Annotated in this window: 16 protein-coding genes and 3 pseudogenes; 5 read left to right on the forward strand and 14 right to left on the reverse strand. The window is 41.2% G+C overall.

What is annotated here, in order from left to right:
- The 8 genes and pseudogenes from QM469_RS08980 to QM469_RS09015 all read right to left on the reverse strand — a co-directional run.
- Nucleotides 1-214: pseudogene (locus QM469_RS08980) on the reverse strand (sigma-70 family RNA polymerase sigma factor); the annotation flags it as partial.
- A 204-nt stretch (nucleotides 215-418) separates the two neighbouring features.
- On the reverse strand, nucleotides 419-1030 hold the full coding sequence (rpsD, locus tag QM469_RS08985) for a 30S ribosomal protein S4 (RefSeq protein WP_000092756.1): 612 nt from the start codon (nucleotides 1028-1030) through the stop codon (nucleotides 419-421).
- Between the two features lie 194 nt (nucleotides 1031-1224).
- Nucleotides 1225-2277: a sensor histidine kinase gene (locus tag QM469_RS08990; protein WP_414276592.1), complete on the reverse strand. Its 1053-nt coding sequence runs from the start codon at nucleotides 2275-2277 to the stop codon at nucleotides 1225-1227.
- The gene (locus QM469_RS08995) at nucleotides 2274-2972 is read right to left on the reverse strand and encodes a response regulator transcription factor (RefSeq protein ID WP_414276593.1); all 699 of its coding nucleotides are present in this window, start codon (nucleotides 2970-2972) and stop codon (nucleotides 2274-2276) included. Before QM469_RS08995 ends, QM469_RS08990 begins: the two co-directional genes overlap by 4 nt.
- Nucleotides 2973-3095: 123 nt before the next feature.
- A pseudogene (locus tag QM469_RS09000) lies at nucleotides 3096-5770 on the reverse strand (SSURE domain-containing protein).
- Nucleotides 5771-5928: 158 nt separating this feature from the next.
- A complete protein-coding gene (locus QM469_RS09005) occupies nucleotides 5929-6594 on the reverse strand; it encodes a potassium channel family protein (RefSeq protein WP_075232388.1) in 666 nt (221 codons plus the stop codon).
- A gap of 13 nt (nucleotides 6595-6607) precedes the next feature.
- Entirely contained in the window at nucleotides 6608-7987 is a 1380-nt protein-coding gene (locus tag QM469_RS09010) for a TrkH family potassium uptake protein (RefSeq protein ID WP_414276594.1), read from the reverse strand.
- Nucleotides 7988-8020: 33 nt separating this feature from the next.
- Complete coding sequence (locus QM469_RS09015) at nucleotides 8021-8785, reverse strand: nucleoside phosphorylase (protein WP_414276595.1); 765 nt, start codon at nucleotides 8783-8785, stop codon at nucleotides 8021-8023.
- Between the two features lie 188 nt (nucleotides 8786-8973).
- Between QM469_RS09015 and QM469_RS09020 the strand changes: the two genes are divergently transcribed.
- The 3 genes from QM469_RS09020 to QM469_RS09030 all read left to right on the forward strand — a co-directional run bounded on the left by QM469_RS09020 (nucleotide 8974) and on the right by QM469_RS09030 (nucleotide 10481).
- A complete protein-coding gene (locus QM469_RS09020; RefSeq protein WP_075232385.1) occupies nucleotides 8974-9426 on the forward strand; it encodes a DUF3290 family protein in 453 nt (150 codons plus the stop codon).
- Complete coding sequence (locus QM469_RS09025) at nucleotides 9423-10055, forward strand: DUF421 domain-containing protein (RefSeq protein WP_414276596.1); 633 nt, start codon at nucleotides 9423-9425, stop codon at nucleotides 10053-10055. The genes QM469_RS09020 and QM469_RS09025 overlap by 4 nt, the downstream gene beginning before the upstream one ends.
- 222 nt (nucleotides 10056-10277) lie before the next feature.
- Entirely contained in the window at nucleotides 10278-10481 is a 204-nt protein-coding gene (locus tag QM469_RS09030; RefSeq protein WP_006153995.1) for a CsbD family protein, read from the forward strand.
- Nucleotides 10482-10643: 162 nt separating this feature from the next.
- Here the strand turns inward: QM469_RS09030 and QM469_RS09035 are convergent, their stop codons facing one another.
- The 4 genes from QM469_RS09035 to QM469_RS09050 form a co-directional block, all read right to left on the reverse strand.
- A complete protein-coding gene (locus QM469_RS09035; RefSeq protein ID WP_049508119.1) occupies nucleotides 10644-11267 on the reverse strand; it encodes a TetR/AcrR family transcriptional regulator in 624 nt (207 codons plus the stop codon).
- Nucleotides 11268-11306: 39 nt separating this feature from the next.
- On the reverse strand, nucleotides 11307-12389 hold the full coding sequence (locus QM469_RS09040) for an ABC transporter permease (protein WP_006154045.1): 1083 nt from the start codon (nucleotides 12387-12389) through the stop codon (nucleotides 11307-11309).
- A 1-nt stretch (nucleotide 12390) separates the two neighbouring features.
- Entirely contained in the window at nucleotides 12391-13107 is a 717-nt protein-coding gene (locus tag QM469_RS09045) for an ABC transporter ATP-binding protein (protein ID WP_021144116.1), read from the reverse strand.
- A gap of 133 nt (nucleotides 13108-13240) precedes the next feature.
- Entirely contained in the window at nucleotides 13241-14476 is a 1236-nt protein-coding gene (locus QM469_RS09050; protein ID WP_006154049.1) for a carbohydrate-binding domain-containing protein, read from the reverse strand.
- 207 nt (nucleotides 14477-14683) lie between these two features.
- Between QM469_RS09050 and QM469_RS09055 the strand changes: the two are divergent.
- Together QM469_RS09055 and QM469_RS09060 are read left to right on the forward strand one after the other, a co-directional pair.
- Nucleotides 14684-15459: pseudogene (locus QM469_RS09055) on the forward strand (polyphosphate polymerase domain-containing protein).
- On the forward strand, nucleotides 15452-16135 hold the full coding sequence (locus QM469_RS09060) for a DUF4956 domain-containing protein (protein WP_049530160.1): 684 nt from the start codon (nucleotides 15452-15454) through the stop codon (nucleotides 16133-16135). Before QM469_RS09055 ends, QM469_RS09060 begins: the two are co-directional and overlap by 8 nt.
- A 137-nt stretch (nucleotides 16136-16272) precedes the next feature.
- Here QM469_RS09060 and QM469_RS09065 read toward each other — a convergent pair whose 3' ends face one another.
- Nucleotides 16273-16836: a sugar O-acetyltransferase gene (locus tag QM469_RS09065; RefSeq protein WP_414276597.1), complete on the reverse strand. Its 564-nt coding sequence runs from the start codon at nucleotides 16834-16836 to the stop codon at nucleotides 16273-16275.
- Nucleotides 16837-17155: 319 nt separating this feature from the next.
- Nucleotides 17156-20818 carry a DNA-directed RNA polymerase subunit beta' gene (gene rpoC / locus QM469_RS09070; RefSeq protein ID WP_414276598.1) on the reverse strand — a complete coding sequence of 1221 codons (3663 nt, stop codon included), beginning with the start codon at nucleotides 20816-20818 and terminating at the stop codon, nucleotides 17156-17158.

A 20818-nucleotide genomic window follows, 5' to 3' on the forward strand; every position in this document is an offset into this window, starting at 1 on the left:
TGACGCTATCAAGGATTTGATTGCGAAATTTTGTTTTGAAGTAGACGTAGAGTTTCTTTTCTTCTTCCACTAGTTCTGGATGGTGTTCTAGAAGTTCATGGAGACAAATCATGCCTTCTTGGTCCCAGTCTTCTTTTTCCCATAGATGAAGATAATAATCTTTTCGGCATCTATGGACAATACCTTTTACCTTCTCATAATACTTTTCAAGCATTTGCTTTCCCCCTTTCTCTGCTTGTAGTATAGCAGAGAAAGGGGGAAAGAAGGGCTTTGGTTTCTGTCTTGTGTTTTTTCAAGTCTGTAATGTTATTGATTATGAGTTTGTAATTCACATAAAGCTTGCTAGTTTTCATAGTCTAATTTTCAGAAAAAGCAAAAAGCCCACTGTTGTAGGCTTTTTGTAAAACAAATCTTAAAATTAAAGCATTTTGTTGTAGAATTCAACGACAAGTGCTTCGTTGATTTCTGGGTTGATTTCATCGCGTTCTGGCAAGCGAGTCAATGAACCTTCCAATTTTTCAGCATCGAATGATACGAATGCTGGACGTCCAAGAGTTGCTTCTACTGCTTCAAGGATAGCTGGAACTTTCAATGATTTTTCACGAACTGAGATCACTTGACCTGGAGTTACACGGTATGATGGGATATCAACGCGTTTTCCGTCAACAAGGATGTGGCCGTGGTTTACGAATTGACGAGCTTGACGACGAGTAGTCGCAAGACCAAGACGGTAAACAACGTTATCCAAACGACGTTCCAAAAGAAGCATGAAGTTGAAACCTAGGATTCCACCTTTGATTTTTGTAGCTTGTACGAACAAGTTACGGAATTGTTTTTCACCTACACCGTAAGTGAAACGAAGTTTTTGTTTTTCAGCCAATTGCAAACCGTATTCTGACAATTTAGAACGGTTGTTTGGTCCGTGTTGTCCTGGTACGTAGTTACGACGTGCCAATTCTTTACCTGTACCTGTAAGTGAAAGGCCAAGGCGACGAGCTTGTTTCCAAGATGGTCCTGTATAACGTGACATGTGAATGTCCTCCTGATATAAATAATATTTCGGTGGAAATAGTCACTTAGAAAGCCCTGATTCGTGCAGATGCCCTTCGCCTAAACAGCCAAGGTTACTTATTATAAGACACCTGTTGACGAGCTTCATGCTTTCCTGCTGATATTTCACACAAACTCTATTTTACCATGAATGGCTGGATTTGTAAAGGGGGGTTAAGCTTTATTTTCACTACCAGAAAGGTTGAGAAGGAGGGTAAAGGTGCTTCCTAGGCCGTACTGGCTGGTAACTGTGATCTCTCCACCTAATTGATGGGCTAATTCACGCGCAATAGCAAGACCTAAGCCATGACCACCTGTTTTCATATTGCGCGAAGTTTCGACACGATAAAGGCGTTTGAAAATATTCTCCAAGTCCTCTGGGGCAATCCCCTGTCCCTCATCCGTCACACTGATTGACAGCTTGTTATCCTCAAGCTTAGCTACCACCTCCAGCTTGGTTCCTGGAGCAGAGTATTTAAAAGCGTTATTGACCAGATTCACCAAGATACGAGAAAGTTTGGCATAATCTCCGTCAACTCGAGCAGACTCAGGAATTACCTGTAAGTGGACATCTCGCTCCTCCTGCTCAATCAAGAACTGAAATTCACTCATGCACTCAATCAAAAGTTGATCCAGAAAAATGCTGTCTTTTCCAGTCGTCTTCTCCTGATTTCTAGCTGTATTTAGGGTCAAAAAATTCAACTCCTCAACCAGTTTATTAAGCCGTTCTGTCTGGCGTCCAATGGTTGCTAGATAATGGGCTTGTTCTCCTTCCTTGATAACCCCGTCCAAAATCCCTTCTACCGTCGCTTGGATCGAAGTGATGGGGGTCTTGATATCATGCGACAACTGGGCAATCATCAAACCCTTTTCTCGTTCGCTTTCTTCCAAGGAATCAAAGGTCGCCTGTAAATCATGAGACATTTCATTGAAAGCTTGCCCTAACTGCTGAAATTCCACAGGCCCTTGAACCTCCAGATTTGAAGGAAAATCCTTGTCCGCTACTCGCTTGGCATGTTCCTTGAGTTTCTCCAATGAAGTAAAGACTGGTGATAGGAGATAGAGACTAATCCCAGCACCAACAAAACTTGCCATGAGAGTCATTCCCACTAGGAAATAAATCTCTCTTTCGTCAATTAACATTCGCTGGACTGCCCAAAAAACTACGATAATCGTTAAGAGTGTTGAAATGATATAACCCACTAGAATATAACTTTTTAATTTCATTGACTACCTCGTGCTTTCTCAATTTTGTAGCCCAAGCCCCAGACGGTTTTGATGGTGGGCGTTTCTGCACTGGTATGTTTAGCCAACTCCTGTCGAAGAGCATGAATATGAACATTCAAGGTATTGGTATCATCCACATAGTCTTCTTGCCAGACCTTTTCATAGAGATCTGTCTTAGAGAAAACCCGCTCTGGATTACTAGCTAAAAGCCATAGAAGTTCGAAGGATTTGACTGTCAAATCAAGCGCCACATCTCCAACTTGAACCTCATGGCTACCGTGATTCATCCGTAAATCCCCGAGACTGACGACCTCTGTCTCACCTCCACGATGAAGGCGACGCAAGATATTGTGGACACGCAAAACCAGCTCACGTGGGCTAAAGGGCTTGGCAATAAAGTCATCTGCCCCTAAACTCAGGCCATAAATCTTGTCCTGCTCACTGGTCTTAGCCGTGATAAAGAGAAAAGGCTGATCTGGAGATTGATACTGGACCTCACTAATCAAATCATAACCATCCATCCGAGGCATCATGATATCTGTAATAATCAAATCAATTGGTTTTCGCTTGAAGATTTCTAAGGCCTCTACTCCATCATGAGCCACCAAAACCTGATACCCTGCTTGAACCAGATAGCGTTGATGAATATCTGTGATTTCTACCTCGTCGTCAACGAGTAAAATTGTCTTTCCCATCTGTCTCTCCTTTGAAAAAAACAGTGCTATACCACAATAGTATAACACTATTTTAATCGCTTTACGAACATTCTAAACCATATCTGGATTTTTCAAATCCTAGATAGAAAGTCTGTAGCTAGACTAGTCATTATCCTCTTTTTTAGCTTTCAAACCGAGACCACCTAGCAGTCCGGCCAAGGCGAGGCCAAAGAATCCAATAGTAGCCATTGAGGTTTGTGCTTCACCAGTATATGGAAGCATGCCTTTTGGTTCTTTCATTTGATCAGCCATCATTGGACTTGATACCTTATTATTAGATGCCATCTTGCCTTCATCAGACATTTTGCTTGAGGCTGCTGGAGCTTGGTCTTGCTTCATACTTGGAGTTGCCATTAGCTGACTAACATTCATGGTTTTGTCTCGCTCTTTGTTAGGCATCATCTTATCCTGGCTAGCAGCTGGCATTTGAGCTTTCATATTAGAAGCACCTTGATGACTATTCATCATTGGAGTCGGCATAGCTGAACCATTAGAAGATGGAACGAAACCTGACTGCATCGGAATAAGAGACTGATGTCCATTCAAGTTCACTGTCAAATCCTTAGTCGCTACGAGGTTAGTCAAATCTGCTTTGCCATCTTTCGCACCGTACACCTTAATTGTAGCTTTATAACTTTGAGTGCCGTTTTGTTTCAAGAGGTCAAGAAGGTCTTTATCTGATTTACCTTGAGTACCTGCCAAATCCACTTCATAGAAGTAGAGACCTTTGCCCAATTTCTCTACTGGTGGGAGAGCAGGATTTTTGGCTGAGCCGTTATCGGACCATGGGGCCTTATCGGATGCTTTTAATATGAGGCGAGTCAACATACCGTCACCTGCGAAGAATTCGTATGGAATGACTTGGTTGACTCCGGCTATGAATGGGCCAGGGAAGTTAGCCTTGTCCAAGTAAGTAGCTGGAACATCAACTGTGTCTTTGGTATTATCAGCCACACCTTTTTGCACTTCAGCAGGAGTGGTCAAGCCGTTCAAGTTCACTGTCAAATCCTTAGTCGCTACGAGGTTGCTCAAATCTGCTTTGCCATCTTTCGCACCATACACTTTAATAGTAGCTTTATAGCTTTGAGTGCCGTTTTGTTTTAACAAGTCAAGCAGCTCTTTATCTGATTTGCCTTGAGTACCTGCTAAATCCACTTCATAGAAGTAGAGGCCTTTCCCAATTTCTCTACTGGTGGGAGAGCTGGATTTTTAGCTGAACCGTTGTCTGACCATGGAGCCTTGTCTGAGGCTTTCAAGATAAGGCGAGTCAACATGCCGTCGCCAGCGAAGAATTCGTATGGAATGACTTGGTTGACTCCGGCTGTGAATGGACCTGGGAAATTGACTTTGTCCAAATAAGTGGCTGGGACATCTACGGTGTCTTTGGTGTTGTTGGCCACTCCTTTTTGTACTTCAGCTGGAGTAGTCAAGCCATTCAAGTTGACATCCAAATCCTTAGTCGCTACAAGATTGCTCAAATCGGCCTTGCCGTCTTTAGCACCGTACACCTTGATAGTAGCTTTATAGCTTTGTGTACCGTTTTGTTTCAAGAGGTCTAGAAGCTCTTTATCAGATTTACCTTGGGTGCTGGCCAAATCCACTTCATAGAAGTAGAGACCTTTGCCCAATTTCTCTACTGGTGGGAGAGCAGGATTTTTGGCTGAACCGTTGTCTGACCATGGGGCCTTATCGGATGCTTTTAAGATGAGGCGAGTCAACATACCGTCACCAGCGAAGAATTCGTATGGAATGACTTGGTTGACTCCGGCTGTGAATGGGCCAGGGAAGTTTGCCTTGTCCAAGTAAGTAGCTGGGACATCAACTGTGTCTTTGGTGTTTTCAGCCACACCTTTTTGTACTTCAGCTGGAGTGGTCAAGCCGTTCAAGTTGACATCCAAATCCTTAGTCGCTACGAGGTTGCTCAAATCTGCTTTGCCATCTTTCGCACCGTAAACCTTGATGGTAGCTTTATAACTTTGAGTGCCGTTTTGTTTCAAGAGGTCAAGAAGCTCTTCATCTGATTTACCTTGAGTGCCAGCCAAATCCACTTCATAGAAGTAGAGGGCTTTGCCCAATTTTTCTACTGGTGGGAGAGCAGGATTTTTAGCTGAACCGTTGTCTGACCATGGAGCTTTATCAGAAGCTTTCAAGATAAGGCGAGTCAACATACCGTCACCTGCGAAAAATTCATATGGAATGACTTGATTAACACCGGCTGTGAATGGACCAGGGAAATTGGCTTTATCCAAGTATGTAGCTGGGACGTCTACCGTGTCTTTAGTGTTGTCGGCTACACCTTTTTGCACTTCGGCTGGAGTGGTTGCTGGTTGATCTTCACTTGCTTCACGGTCTTGTCCAGTAACTGCAGGCGCAGGACCTTCCATAGGTTTAACCACATCTTCTGTTTCTTTCTTAGATTCTGGTTTTGCTTGCACTTCTTCTTTTAGTGCTACTACTTGATCTTTAGTGGCTACATCCGCTTTTTCTGGTGAGCTTATAGTATCCAAGCTTGCTTTAGGTGCTGAGTCTGCCTGTTCTAAAGGAAGAGTAGTATCCACTGCTTCTTTTAGTAGCTCTACTGGTAAGTCGCTCTTTGCACTCACCGAATCTGCATCTGGCACGACTTGAGCAGGGGTCGGATTGACCACATCGGCACGTACAGAACTTGGTTGACTGACGAGAACAAAGAAGCCACTGGCCACAACAACTGAGGCGACACCGACACTGAGACGACGAATAGACCAACGAGTATATCTTTGATTTGGATTGAATTTCATAGGATTCTCCTTAGAGTTTTTTCTTTATTTGATGACTCTAGTATAATCTCCTAAAATTAAAAGGGATTAAGAAAAAGTTAAAATTTTTCTTAAATCCCTCTTATAAAATACTTATATTGACTCAATAGTCGTTGAAAAAAAGAATAGTCATTCCTCTTCTACTCACTAAGGCTTGCTAGGGTATCCAAATATTGGTTATTAATCACCGCCATGATATAGGTATCCGATTTTAATAAATCATTTGGTCCAAACTGTACATCTAAGGGAGCATTTTCGTAATCACGAAAACCGAGGATATTGAGATTGTACCGTCCTCGAAGGTCTAGTTGACTAAGACTCTGCCCTGCCCAGGACTGTGGAATTTTCATCTCGACAATCGAGACATTCTTGTCCAACTGAAAGACATCCACACTGTTATTAAAGAGAATCGTCTGTGCCAACGAACGCCCCATCTCAAACTCTGGTGAAATGACTGAATCTGCACCGATTTTTTCAAGGACTTTTTTTGCTGTATGGCTTTTAACCTTAGCAATAACAGTCGGTACACCCAGACTCTTGCAATGCATGACTGCAAGAACACTAGACTCTAGATTTTCACCAGTTGCGACGACTACGGTATCGCAGGTATCAATTCCAGCTGATAGCAAGAGCTCTTCATCGGTGATATCTCCAACAACACCACGCACCAAGACTGGTTCAAATTGATTGATTCGTTCCTCATGGTTATCAATAGCGATAATATTTATATCATGCTTGGCGAGAGCAGCCAGAACACTACTCCCAAAAATACCCAAGCCTAAAATTCCGATTGTCCGATCTGACATAGTTTATCCTTTCTTATCCTATGGTAATATCCGCTTTCATATAGTGGATCATATCTTTCTTATCTGGTCGATACTCAGCCAAACTAACTAATAGCGTCAGAGGTCCGATTCGCCCAATAAACATCAGTAGCATGATGACACTAAGCGCTAGCTTACCTAACTCTGGTGTCAAATTAGCTGTTACTCCAACCGTGGCAAGCGCTGAAATAGTTTCAAACATAATGTAGATAAAGCGCTGATTTCCTTCTGCTGTTATTCCTAGTAAAATCAAGCCAACCAGAAAAGTCAATAAGAAAACAATAAACACACTGAATGATTTTTGGACTGTTCGAGGTTCAATCGTTCTCCGAGCTATATTTGCATGAGGTAACCCTAAAAGTTCACTGCGCGCAAATACTAATAGAACAAAGAAGGTTGTGATTTTTAGTCCCCCTGCTGTACCGCCAGGTGCCCCACCCAGAAACATCTGCAAAATATAGATCATCAAGGTAACAGGCCTAGTCTGAGTAAAATCAATAGAAGCAAATCCTGCCGTCCGCATGCTGACAGTTTGGAAGAAACTAACCAGCAATTTATCTGGGAAGCTGAGATTGCCAATCGTTCCCGAATTGTTCCACTCTATCAAGAGGGTTGAAACTGTTCCAGCAAATAAAATCCCCGCTGTTAAGAAGAGGACCAGCTTAGTATGGAAACGAAGACGACGCTTTTTCTTCTTTCCTAACTGGGTAGCTAGATCAAACCAGACCATGAAACCTAGGCCACCTGTAATAATCAATCCTGCAATCACTAAATTAATCAAAGGATCAGTTTGAAAAGCTACTAAACTTGTACTTCCAAAATTATCAAATCCAGCATTACAGAAAGCTGAAATAGCTACGAAAATAGAAGTAAAAATTCCCCGTCCCCAACCAAACTCGGGGACAAAACGAAAACTTAACAGAAAGGCTCCTAAACCTTCTACTAAAAAAGTCGTCAAAAAGATGGAACGTAGGAAATCCTTCAAAGACTGAGTTTCTTCAAAACTAAAACTCTCCAGAATCGTTTCACGACCTCGAAGACTTAGCTTTTGCTTGCTTTGAATATAGAAGACCCCTATAAAGGTCATGAGCCCCAAACCACCAATCTGAATCAAGACCATACAAATCAACTGCCCCCAAACATTGTAGGTAGAAGCGACAGGTAAGGTAAATAGTCCTGTCACACAAACCATGGATACAGCTGTAAACAAATGATCAAAATAACCGGCATGAGATGTTGGAGCTTGCACAAATGGCAGACTCAAAAGGAGAGAGCCTGCGAAAATAACTAAAGCAAAACTTAAAAAAATTCGACGAGCAGGTGATAAACGCCCCAAGGTCGTGTTTATTTTTTCCGAAAATGATTTGAATAACATAGCTACATTGTACCACAAAATCAGTTAAAGCTGTCACATATGACTAACGATTTCAAGACAGAGTTCCAAGGCCTTGTCAAAAGCTTCCGAACCCCAATCGCGGCTATCATAATTTTCTAAATCGGCTAAAGAATCTGCGGTAAAGAGCAACTCTCCCCAGACAACCCCACGTAGCTGGGCTACTGCCGCAAGAGCGGAGCACTCCATCTCCACAACTGCACAGCCTTCTTCCTTACGATAGGCAACTTTTTCAGCTGTTTCTCGGTAAAAACCGTCTGTCGACCAAGTCATAACCTCTTCATAAGGAATGCCTAGTTGTTCCAAGACTTGCTCGATAGCAGAAATCGCTTGAACATGCACATCCATATAACGAGAAGGTGGTGCATAATGGTAACTAGTTCCTTCATCACGCAGGGCTCGTACTGGAACCAGAAAGGCATTTTCTTCTATATTCGTTAACACGCCACAAGTACCAGTAGAGATGATTTTCTCCACACCGTAACCAATCAACCAATCCATAAACTGGGCCGCAGGGGCAGAACCAACAGGAGCCTGGGCCAGACAAACTTTCTCACCCTTGTAACTCATGACATAAACGGGGTAGGTCTTAGTGGCAGACACAAACTCCCCAACGCACTCCGCCCCTACTTCCTGAGCAAAGCGGTCAATCTCCTCCTCCAAAAATGCATAGATGCACTTCTTTGGCAACTGTAAATCTAATCCTTCGTGATTTGGCATGATGACTGCCTGAGGATTATCATCAAACTCTAAAATAGGAATGGCATGTTTTTGAATCATAGGGCACCTCCTCTAAATTTTTACTATTGTATCAAAAACAGAAAGAAAGTCAAGGTCGAGTCACAATTCAGAAAAATTGAATTTAAATAGGAAACAACAATTAAATGCTTTTTTCGTCATAATAAAATTGCTATAGCTTAGGAAATAGTTTATAATAGATTGAATTTTTAAAAAAAGTGGAGGTTCTTATGAAATTCTATTCCTATGACTATGTGCTCAGTCAGATTAGTCAACAGAATTGGGTCATGATTATTGTATCAGCTTTACTGCTTATCGTGACTGGATTTTTTGCATTTAAGGCTTTTCAAGATAAGAGAGGAAGTAAGTTCCGTGAATTATCGATTATTTCTATTTTGACCTTAATCGCATTCGTTTTGATAAGCATTACGAATCTTCAAAGCAGTCAATCCAACGATAATCAATTTCGTAGTTCCTTACACTTCATCGAGATTGTATCAAAAGAGTTAGGTATTGATAAAAAAGATGTTTATGTCAATACTTCGGCTATAACTGATGGAGCGATTATTAAGGTTGGCGACAATTTTTATCGTGCGATTAGCGGGACTGACCAAGATAGCTATTTATTAGAAAAAATGGAACTGTATAAATCAGACGTTGAACTCGTGGAGGTTGAAAAATGATAAGCTTTTTTGCTACAATTGCGATTAAATTGGCCTTGGGGCTTCTGTCTCTTGTTTTTGTTATCAATGTAACAGGTAAAGGAAATCTAGCACCAAGTTCTGCAGTAGACCAAATACAGAACTTTGTTCTCGGGGGTATTATCGGCGGGATCATCTACAATAGTTCAATCACCATCATCCAATACATTGTTATCCTCATTATTTGGACTATTCTCATTTTGCTCCTCAAATGGCTGAATACTAATGTTTCCTTCATTAAACATCTGATTGACGGAAAACCTACGATTATCATTAAAAATGGAAAATTAGATCCAGAAGCCTGTCGTTCAAAAGGTCTAGCTGCTGCTGATGTTGCTCTTAAATTGCGCGCTCAAGGAATCTTTCAATTAAAGGATGTCAAGAGAGCTGTGATTGAGCAAAACGGGCAGCTGATTGTTGTAAGAATGGGTGACGAGAATCCTAAGTACCCAGTCATTACAGACGGTGTTGTCCAAGTTGAAATCCTAGAAACCATTGGCAAATCCGAGGAGTGGCTAACAGAACAATTGAAAGAAGAAGGTTTCGAAGAAGTCTCAAATATCTTTATCGCTGAATATGATAAAGGGCAATTGAATGTTGTAACCTATTAAAAAAATAAACTGATGCTTTTCGTATCAGTTTTTTGCTTTTTAATAATAAAGGGTGTATACTTAAATTAATATCTGATTTATACTCTTCAAAAATCAAATTCAAACCACGTCAGCTTCGCCTTGCCGTACTAGAGTACAGCCTTCGGCTAGCTTCCTAGTTTGCTCTTTGATTTTCATTGAGTATTAGTTTAGATAATACAAAAATTAACGGAGGTATCCCCCATGTCAATCGAAGAAAAATTCAACCAAGCTAAAGGTTCTGTTAAAGAAGGTTTTGGTAAACTAACTGGCGATACAAAAACTCAAACAGAAGGAGCTGCAGAAAAGGTAGCTTCAAAAGCTAAAGAAGTTGCTGAAGATGCAAAAGAAGCTGTCGAAGGTGCAGTATCTGGCGTAAAAAACATCTTTAAAAAAGACGGAGAATAATTCTTTCTCGTCCTAATAACATAAGAAACTCTTATTCCAAGCTGTTAATATGCTAGGGATAAGAGTTTTTTCTTTAAATTATTATGTTTTTTAATATTAGAAAATACTTCTTATGATGTGTTGCTCAACCTAAAGCAAAAAGAACTAATTCCTATACTCCTCCTATTTCCACAAACCACCTAAGATTTGTTTTTCCAATAAGCCTAAGTCCTCTTCTCTCATTTCGCCATTGACGCCAACGACATATAGTTGAGAGAAGTAAGCTAACAATGGACCTATACAGATGCGAACCATTTGAGGAATCGTTATCTCTGGATTTACACGTGGATCTGCTAGCAATTCCTTATGAAGCACTCGAAGTTTATCTTGAATAGCATTCCAGATAAAAATCTGTTCATTTTTTAGTTTTTTATTTGAAAAACTCTCTTGTAGAATGATTTTCATCAAGGCACGATTTTTTTTGAGATAGCTCATACGATTATGGACGAGATAACGAACCCTCTCTTCTGTCGTTTCAAAAGCTAAGAGTTCCTCAAAAAAACTACCGAGAATGCCTGGGACTACAGGATGTAAAATAGCCGTCAGTAAATCATCCTTCGTCTTAAAATACTTAAACAAAGTTGCCTGGCTTAGTCCAGCACGCTCAGCTATGTGAAGAGTTGAGGTCCCATGGTAACTCCTGGTTGATATGAGATCCACTGCTGCCTGCATGATTTTTTTCTTTCCTTGAGGGTAATTCGCTTCTTCTAAGTAATCTTCAAACGATTCAAAAACAGTCTTATCCATCCAATCTTCACACCTTTTTAGCATTATTTATGTTGATTTCTAAACTTTACGATAACGACGCAATCCAACAATATTGAGAATTGTTAAAATGATCAAGAAAATCATTAAAACACCAAGATTTGACAAAATATCACCAAGATTGTGTCCGTAAAGAATAATCTGGCTTATTGCATCACCAGAATAGGTTAATGGCAAAAATTTCCCCACAGTTGGAGCCCATTCTCCCATGGATGACAATGGAATAATTCCTGAGAAAAAAAGTTGGGGCATAATCACGAGAGGAATAAATTGCATCATTTGGAATTCTGATTTTGCTAGAGTAGACAAGAGAATTCCAAAAGCTAGTGCTACAAGAGCCAGTACCACATTAACTATTATAACATTTAAAATATTTCCTACAACTTCTACATCTAGTAGCCAAATTGCTGCTAAAACGACAACTGCCGTTTGAAAAATCGCAATAATACCGTAAGACAACATATAGCCATAGACGATTTCAGAACGTTTCACTGGGGTTGCTAACAAGCGATCCAAGGTTCCACTTGTTCGCTCTTTCAACAGTGCCATACCAGAAATCAAAAAGACAAAGAAGAAGACCACAAAGCCAATTAAAATTGGAATCATACGTGCAAAGAATCCAGTATTTTTATCTCCATATTGGTAAGATTCTTTGATTTCAGGCGCCTTTTCATCTAATTTCAATTGTGGAAGAGCTTGTTTGACACGAGATAATAACTGATCGGTGCCTTCATTGACGATACTTGTTCGTAACACTTGTCGTGTCATAGTTGTTTTAGAAGCATCCGTATTTGCGTAGTCGACCTGATACTCACCATCTTTATACGATATGACTGCATCTACTTTCTCGTCAGCTAGAGCTTTTTTAGCCTGATCTAAGTCTTGATAAGTCTCGACGTCCACATGATCGAGCTCATCCATTTTTGTTACCAAACCAGTTGGTAGATCTTGTGTCGCTAACTTGACATTCACGGTTGTACTAGCTGAAAACATGAGGTTCATCAGCCACATAATAAATACCGGCGCTACAAACATCATAGCCAAGGTTCGTTTGTCACGAAGCAATTCTTTGATAACTTTTTTAGCAATAGCAATGGTTCTCATCTTACTCTCCTTCTGCTTTCAAAAAGACTTCTTCAATACTTGAAACTTGATAACTATCTTTTAAGTGTTGCGGTGTATCAAAAGCAATGATTTTTCCACCTAATAATAAGCCGACCTTATCCGTTAACTCTGCTTCATCCATAACATGGGTAGTAACTAATATCCCTACCCCATTGTCTCTAAGCGCGAATAATTCTTTCCAGATTTTCTTTCGAAGAGAAGGGTCGATTCCAACTGTCGGTTCGTCCAAAATCAAGAGCTGAGGATTCCCCAGAAGCGCGACGGCTAAAGACAAGCGTCGCTTCATTCCTCCAGAATAACCGGATACCGTTTTATTCAAATGCTCTGTCAGATCCACAACTTGAGCCACATGGGCAATTTCAGCTGTCAGATCTCTTTTGGATAGCCCTTTTAGCTGACCAAAAAATTCTAGATTTTCTTGACCTGACAAGGCCTCATAAAGAGCATCAGACTGAGCCATATAGCCAATATCACCTAAAATATGACGATTTGGCATAGTATGGTCCAAGACTAAAGCGATACCGCTATCCGCCTTTTCCATTCCTAGCATGGTTTTAATCATAGTTGATTTACCAGCACCTGATGGACCGATTAGACCAATGATTTCTCCAGGCTGTAAATCAAAACCAACGTGATCTAAGACCATTTGACGACCAAAAGATTTTTCTAAATCTTTTAAATGTAACAATTTTTTCATTTGAATCCTCTCAGGTGAGTGTTTACTCACTTTTTAATCATGAGACTATTATAGTGAGTGAACGCTCACTTGTCAAGTAGAAAGTAGAAAATTGAAAAAAAATCTCCCTTCTCTTTCGAGAAAGGAGATTTTTTTATGGTCGTCCACCAGGGCCTCCATTTCCTTGAGGTCCACCTCCAGGTGCCCCTCCGCCTCCAGGCATAGAACTGACAATCTCAGTTTGTTTTTCACCATTGAGATAGATATCTCCGCCTGTGTAGGTCGCTGTTCCATCAAAGTCAAAACCAGTTTGACCAGTCATTTTGATGGTTCCTCCATTAACTGTAATATTACCATTTGAGTCAATTGGATCCGTGTCCCCTTGACCAACTTCAACCGTCAAGTTCCCACCATTCATAGTGAAGAAAATTTCACTTTGTTGAGCATTTTTGTTGGCTGCATTGACACCATCATCCGTTGAATAGATGGCGATATCTCCACCGTTGATAGTAATTGACTTACCTTCAAGCCCTTCTGTAGAATTCTTAACGGTATAGGTACCACTATCAATAACCAAATCACCTGATGCGTGGATACCATCATCTCCAGCAGTAACAGTGATGGTATTGTCAGAGAGATACATGGTTCCTACAGATGTGTCCTCATCATTGTCGACCTTAACTCCGTCTTCCTTGGCATCGATAGTCATAGTTGTGCCGGTAATGTTGAGTTCATCATTAACATTAAAGGCATCCCCGACTGCTGTGATGTTGTAGCTTCCACCTGTGATGTGAAGTGTATCATTTGCCTTGATACCATTGTTTTTCTTACCATCTACATTGAGAGTTCCTTTACCGTTGATGGTCAAGTCCACTTTAGAGAAGAGCGCTGCATCCGCTTTTTCGTCACTATTAGTTGCTGAATCTGATAGGCTATTAGTTGTGCCATCTGCTAGAGTTAGGTAAACATGACCGGCTGATGTTGCAGATATAGCAGCATTGGTATTGGTCATGGTCACACCCTTTAGAACAATATGTACATCATCAGTCTTTTCGGCTTCAATCTTGATTTGAACTCCGTCGGATTGACCAGATATGACATAGGTTCCTGCCTTGGAGATTGTAACGGTAGATCCTGATACGGCAACTCCATCACCTGATACCTTCGCTGTTGATTCTGACAAGGTTACAGTTGCTGCTGTCTTTTCATCATAAGAAGTATCATAGTCCTTGTCTGTAAAATAGCTAGTTTTCTTAGCTTCTGTAGTTGATGTCGTTTTCGTTGTCGCAGTATTGCTAGCTGTTGTATTTGAAGTTGACTGGGTACAAGCTGTTACTAGTGCTAGAGTTGCTATACTCGTTAATAAGAATGTCCATTTTTTTGCTTTCATGCTCGTTTCCTCGACTTTCATTTTACATGCTCTTAGTCTACGTGACTTTCCTAAAATAAGCCTAAACTTTTTCTGAAAGTTTTCTTAAGTTTAGTTTCAATTAAGTTAAATTTAACAAAAGTTTTAGATAAACTCTTTAAAATCCTAGACAAACAAGCTCGTCCTTGTTTAAAAATAGTATAACCTAAGATTAGAGGAGAAGGACTTATGAAACCAATCGAAACAACTTTTAAACGGATTGAAACCAAATATGTTGTCTCCAAAGAAATTTTAGATAAACTCATCCAAGATTTAAAGGAATATTCGGTAGAAGACGACTATCCAATTTCAACAATATCAAATATCTACTTTGATACAGAAGACTTTGATATTCTCCAAGATGAGCATCTTGGCGACAAACGAAAAGAAAAGGTACGGATGCGGACCTATCTCAGCCAAGCTAAAATAGATAGTCAAGTTTTTTTAGAAATCAAAACTAAGGACCAAGAAGGGATTGGTCGCAAATTCAGACTACTCTCAACTCCTATTTCTATCCTTAACTTTATGACCAAAAGGCACTTGGATGCTAGTATTACTGATACAGTTGTCATTGAAAAAGTGAAAAAGCTTCACCAAGATTACAAGCAGGCTATCAAGCCTCGTATGTACATCTACTACGATCGTTATTCATTAAAAGAAAAAAATACATCGAGGGCTATGACTATAATAAAATTCGTATCACCATTGACCAAAATCTAATCTATAGAGATGAAAATGTCAGTCTCTTCGCAGGAAATCAAGGGGCTCCTCTATTAGATGACAATACTGTGATTATGGAGATTAAAGCTCCTGGAAACAAACCTCAGTGGTTACAAGACATTCTAGACAAGTATGGTTTGATGGAGCACAAATTTTCAAAATACAGTTGTGCTTACCACAAATCTCAAGGGCTTCCTTATGCACCACGTCCCAGTATAGAAAGCGCAGGTACCGCTTATGCTTAATCTATTTAACTCCATTTTCAACAACGCCACTGCAAGTGCAGATCCCTTCCAACTACTGCTGGCACTTCTAGTAAGTCTAGTCCTCGGTTTGGCACTTACTTGGACCTACAAATATCGGACCCTCTACACCAGAGAATTTGCTATCAGCTTGACTCTGCTTCCCTGCCTTATGACCTTGGTTATTTTTCTGGTCAATGGGAGCTTGGGTACGTCAATTGCCGTAGCCGGAACCTTTAGTTTGATTCGTTTCCGTTCTGCAACGAGTGGTTCAAGAGAACTGATTGCGATTTTCCTTGCCATGATTATCGGTTTGGCTTGTGGAACAGGCTATCTCTTCCTGGCTATTCTCTTCACCCTCTTTATCTTGGGTGTTTGGTTCCTTTTGGAAAATCAACAGATTAAAACTGACAATCAACGCCGTAGACTTTTGACAATCACGGTAGCTAATCAAGAGAAGATTCAAGATGCTATTCAATCTGCTCTTGACCAATTCTGCTCAGAAATTGACATGATTACGATCAATAGCACAAATGCAGGGGACAACCTTAGCATTGTCTATGAAGTCGAGCTAAAAACAGAGGTCGATGATTTCCAAGTGACTAGCTATCTTACACAAAATATTGATCAATGCGATGTGGCATTGACTAAAAAAGCTAAAAAGAGAAAAAATCTCTAAAGACGAAAAACGAGGCTGGGATAAAAATTCCGACCTCGTTTTTTGCTAGCAATAAGTTTTTGACACTGAGACTGGTTAGGCTTTTCGATTCCAAAGAGCTCTTGTGAAAAAGACTTCATTTTTTTGATCTACAACCTTTAGTTTCCTTTAACTGGAATCTCTTTAATAACTCGTGCTGGATTTCCTGCTAGAACTACATTGTCACCAAAGGATTTTGTAATGACCGCTCCTGCTCCTGCAACGACATTATCCCCTAAAGTAACACCTGGAAGGACAATGACACCACCACCTGCCCAAAAGTTCTTACCAATCGTGATGGGTTTGCCAAATTCTAGTCCTGAGTTTCGTTCGTCGGGGTCCAGTGGGTGAAGGGGTGTTAAAAATTGACAGTTGGGACCAATCATAGCATTGTCACCGATGGTTATAGGACAAACATCTAGCATCGTTAAATTCCAATTGGAATAAAAATTTTCTCCCAGATGAATATTGATCCCGTAATCTACCATCAAGCGAGTGTTGATGTAGAGATTTTCACCAGTAGAACCAAACCATCCTTTGATGATTTCCATACCTTTTACTGGATCGACTTCTCCATTAAAAGCTGCTTGCTTTTGTCGCGCTGTTTGTGCTAGAGAACGGAGGTCTGGGTCGAATGGGTGATAGGGTTCTCCTGCGATCATTTTTTGATATTCTGTTTTCATGTTATTTCTTTTTTGCTTGTTTTAGATGATTGTAGCATAGTTTTGAATCTAGAGCAAATTATAGTGAAATGAAATAAAATCTGAACAAATTTACTAGAGCAGTTAAGTCAATTTCTAGCATTTTTTAGAATTCACAGTGTGCTGTTTTGTATTCGATCTACTATAAAACACAAGTCTAACCTTAAATACAAAAAGCGAACAAATCCAGTTTTCTGACAATCAGAATTCTGCCTTGTTCGCTTTTTTATCTAGTGGATCCTTCTTAAGAATCTATAGTGAATGATTAATCTTTTCATCTCAGATCTTAAGTAACATCTACTTATTCACTTACTTCAACAGTTTCAACGACTTCTTCTACAGTCGTATCAACTGGAGCTTCTTCTTGTGAAGATGCTAGGTAAGACTCTTCGTTGACTGCTTGTGGTTCAAGGTTACGGTAGCGAGCCATACCAGTACCAGCTGGGATGATCTTACCGATGATAACATTTTCCTTAAGACCAAGGAGATGGTCTTTCTTACCACGGATAGCTGCGTCTGTAAGGACTCGAGTTGTTTCCTGGAAGGAAGCTGCTGACAAGAAACTATTTGTTTCAAGTGAGGCTTTGGTGATTCCCATAAGGACTGGACGACCAGTCGCTGGCACTCCACCTGCGATGAGAACATCCTTGTTAGCATCTGTAAAGTCGTTGATGTCCATAAGCGTTCCCATGAGAAGATCTGTGTCTCCTGGATCCATAACACGAACTTTACGGATCATTTGACGAACCATTACCTCAATGTGTTTGTCTCCGATTTCTACCCCTTGGCTACGGTAAACTTTTTGTACTTCACCGAGAAGGTAGGTTTCAACTGACAAGACATCACGTACAGCAAGGAGACGTTTTGGTTGGATAGAACCTTCTGTCAATGCCGCACCACGAGAAACTTGGTCTCCAACTTCGACACGCATACGGGCTGTAAATGGTACCACGTATTCGCCTTCTCCAATTTCACCTTTAACGAAGACTTTCTTAGTGCGAGTTGAAGCATCTTCTTCGATAGCAGTAACTTGTCCTTTGACTTCTGTGATAACTGCTTCCCCTTTAGGATTGCGGGCTTCAAAGATTTCTTGGACACGAGGAAGACCCTGAGTGATATCGGTATTTGAGGCAACCCCACCCGTGTGGAAGGTACGCATTGTAAGCTGTGTACCAGGTTCCCCGATAGATTGGGCAGCGATTGTACCAACTGCTTCACCAACTTCAACCGCATCACCAGTTGCCAAGTTGATACCGTAACAGTGACGGCAGACACCATGACGAGTGTTACATGTAAATACGGAACGGATGGTTACTTCTTCAACACCAGCATTGACAATTTCACGCGCCTTGTCTTCTGTGATCAATTCATTTGGACCAATGATAACTGCACCAGTTTCTGGGTGTTTAACAGTTTTCTTAGTGTAACGACCATTGAGACGTTCTTCAAGAGACTCAATCATCTCTTTACCTTCAGTGATAGAACGGATCAAGAGACCACGGTCTGTTCCACAGTCATCCTCACGGATAATCACGTCTTGGGCAACGTCAACCAAACGACGAGTCAAGTAACCTGAGTCGGCTGTCTTAAGGGCCGTATCGGTCATACCTTTACGAGCACCGTGAGTTGAGAAGAACATTTCGAGTACTGACAAACCTTCACGGAAGTTTGAAAGGATTGGCAATTCCATGATACGTCCGTTCGGAGCAGCCATCAGACCACGCATACCGGCAAGCTGTGAGAAGTTTGAGATGTTACCACGGGCTCCAGAGTCCATCATCATAACGATTGGGTTCTTAGGATCTTGGTTGGCAATCAATCGTTTCTCCAGTTTTTCACGGGCAGCACGCCATTCAGCTGTAACAGCATTGTAACGTTCGTCGTCTGTGATCATACCACGACGGAATTGTTTAGTGATTTGTTCAACACGTTTGTGTGATTCTTCGATGATTTCAGCCTTGTCTTCAACAACTGGGATATCGGCGATACCCACTGTCAATCCTGCAAGTGTTGAGTGGTGGTAACCGAGGTTCTTCATGCGGTCAAGTAGAGCAGAAGTTTCTGTCGTACGGAAACGTTTGAAGATTTCAGCGATGATATTTCCAAGGTTTTTCTTCTTGAATGGTGGGTTGAGTTCAAGTTTGCTGATAGCTTCCTTGATATCTCCACCAAGTGGCAAGAAGTATTTAGCTGGAACGCCTTCTGTCAAGTTGGCATTGTTTGGTTCTTGCAAGTATGGTAGACCCTCTGGCATGATGTCGTTGAAGAGGATTTTACCAACTGTTGTAAGCAAGACCTTGTGTTTTTGCTCTTCTGTCCAAGGCTTGTTGAGGCTGTCTGTTGCGATACCAACACGTGAGTGGAGGTGAACATAACCATTGCGGTAAGCCATAACAGCTTCATCACGATCTTTGAAGACCATGCCTTCACCTTCACGACCAGCTTCTTCCATAGTTAGATAGTAGTTACCCAAAACCATGTCCTGAGATGGAGTAACAACTGGTTTCCCATCTTTAGGGTTCAAGATATGCTCAGCAGCAAGCATCAAGATACGAGCTTCTGCTTGGGCTTCTTCTGAAAGTGGTACGTGGATGGCCATTTGGTCCCCGTCAAAGTCGGCATTGTAGGCCTCACAGACAAGTGGGTGCAAGCGAAGGGCTTTACCGTCAATCAAGACAGGTTCAAAGGCTTGGATACCCAAACGGTGAAGAGTCGGTGCGCGGTTCAAAAGCACTGGGTGTTCTTTAATCACTTCTTCGAGGATATCCCAGATACGTTCATCTCCACGTTCCACCAAGCGTTTAGCGGCTTTAACGTTTTGCACGATATCACGAGCTACGATTTCACGCATAACGAATGGTTTAAAGAGCTCGATAGCCATTTCACGTGGCACACCACATTGGTACATCTTAAGAGTTGGACCAACGGCGATAACGGAACGTCCTGAGAAGTCAACACGTTTACCGAGCAAGTTTTGACGGAAGCGTCCTTGTTTACCTTTGAGCATGTGGCTCAATGATTTAAGTGGACGGCTACCTGGTCCTGTGATTGGACGACCACGACGACCATTGTCAATCAAAGCGTCAACCGCTTCTTGAAGCATACGCTTCTCATTTTGAACGATGATACCTGGTGCGTTCAACTCAAGCAAACGAGCCAAACGGTTGTTACGGTTGATAACACGACGGTATAGGTCATTCAAGTCAGATGAGGCAAAACGGCCACCATCCAACTGCAACATTGGACGAAGATCTGGTGGAATAACCGGAAGGATGTTAAGAATCATCCATTCAGGTTTGTTTCCAGACTTGTAAAAGGCATCCAAAACATCCAAACGACGGATAGCTTTGATACGTTTTTGTCCAGTTGCTGTTTTCAATTCTTCTTTAAGTTCAGCAATTTCTTTTTCAAGATCTACTTGTTTCAAGAGGTCTTGGATAGCTTCGGCACCCATTTTAGCAACGAATGAACCGTAGCCATATTCACGCAAGCGCTCACGATATTCACGCTCTGTCATGATAGACTTGTGCTCGAGTGGTGTATCCTTGGGATCGATCACCACATAAGCAGCAAAGTAGATTACTTCCTCGAGGGCGCGAGGGCTCATATCAAGGGTCAAGCCCATACGGCTTGGAATTCCCTTGAAATACCAGATATGAGATACAGGAGCTTTCAACTCGATGTGTCCCATACGTTCACGACGAACTTTTGTACGCGTTACTTCAACCCCACAACGGTCACAAACAATCCCTCTGTAACGAATGCGTTTGTACTTACCACAAGCACATTCCCAGTCTTTTGTAGGACCAAAGATCACTTCGTCAAAGAGTCCTTCACGTTCTGGTTTCAACGTACGGTAATTGATTGTTTCAGGTTTTTTGACTTCTCCATAAGACCATGAACGGACTTTGCTTGGAGAAGCTAGGGTGATTTGCATACTTTTAAAACGATTTACGTCAACCAC

Origin of the sequence: Streptococcus infantis (assembly GCF_047464215.1) — a bacterium.
Classification (GTDB): Bacteria; Bacillota; Bacilli; order Lactobacillales; family Streptococcaceae; genus Streptococcus; species Streptococcus infantis_P.

What these genes read in the sequence shown, in the direction of transcription:
- QM469_RS09005 (WP_075232388.1), bottom strand. Translation starts at nt 6,594, where the DNA reads ATGTCAGATCGGACAATCGGAATTTTAGGCTTGGGTATTTTTGGGAGT.
- QM469_RS09025 (WP_414276596.1), top strand. Translation starts at nt 9,423, where the DNA reads ATGATAAGCTTTTTTGCTACAATTGCGATTAAATTGGCCTTGGGGCTT.
- QM469_RS09010 (WP_414276594.1), bottom strand. Translation starts at nt 7,987, where the DNA reads ATGTTATTCAAATCATTTTCGGAAAAAATAAACACGACCTTGGGGCGT.
- QM469_RS09040 (WP_006154045.1), bottom strand. Translation starts at nt 12,389, where the DNA reads ATGAGAACCATTGCTATTGCTAAAAAAGTTATCAAAGAATTGCTTCGT.
- QM469_RS08995 (WP_414276593.1), bottom strand. Translation starts at nt 2,972, where the DNA reads ATGGGAAAGACAATTTTACTCGTTGACGACGAGGTAGAAATCACAGAT.
- QM469_RS09065 (WP_414276597.1), bottom strand. Translation starts at nt 16,836, where the DNA reads ATGAAAACAGAATATCAAAAAATGATCGCAGGAGAACCCTATCACCCA.
- QM469_RS09015 (WP_414276595.1), bottom strand. Translation starts at nt 8,785, where the DNA reads ATGATTCAAAAACATGCCATTCCTATTTTAGAGTTTGATGATAATCCT.
- QM469_RS09020 (WP_075232385.1), top strand. Translation starts at nt 8,974, where the DNA reads ATGAAATTCTATTCCTATGACTATGTGCTCAGTCAGATTAGTCAACAG.
- QM469_RS09030 (WP_006153995.1), top strand. Translation starts at nt 10,278, where the DNA reads ATGTCAATCGAAGAAAAATTCAACCAAGCTAAAGGTTCTGTTAAAGAA.
- QM469_RS09045 (WP_021144116.1), bottom strand. Translation starts at nt 13,107, where the DNA reads ATGAAAAAATTGTTACATTTAAAAGATTTAGAAAAATCTTTTGGTCGT.
- rpsD (WP_000092756.1), bottom strand. Translation starts at nt 1,030, where the DNA reads ATGTCACGTTATACAGGACCATCTTGGAAACAAGCTCGTCGCCTTGGC.
- QM469_RS09060 (WP_049530160.1), top strand. Translation starts at nt 15,452, where the DNA reads ATGCTTAATCTATTTAACTCCATTTTCAACAACGCCACTGCAAGTGCA.
- QM469_RS09035 (WP_049508119.1), bottom strand. Translation starts at nt 11,267, where the DNA reads ATGGATAAGACTGTTTTTGAATCGTTTGAAGATTACTTAGAAGAAGCG.
- QM469_RS08990 (WP_414276592.1), bottom strand. Translation starts at nt 2,277, where the DNA reads ATGAAATTAAAAAGTTATATTCTAGTGGGTTATATCATTTCAACACTC.
- QM469_RS09050 (WP_006154049.1), bottom strand. Translation starts at nt 14,476, where the DNA reads ATGAAAGCAAAAAAATGGACATTCTTATTAACGAGTATAGCAACTCTA.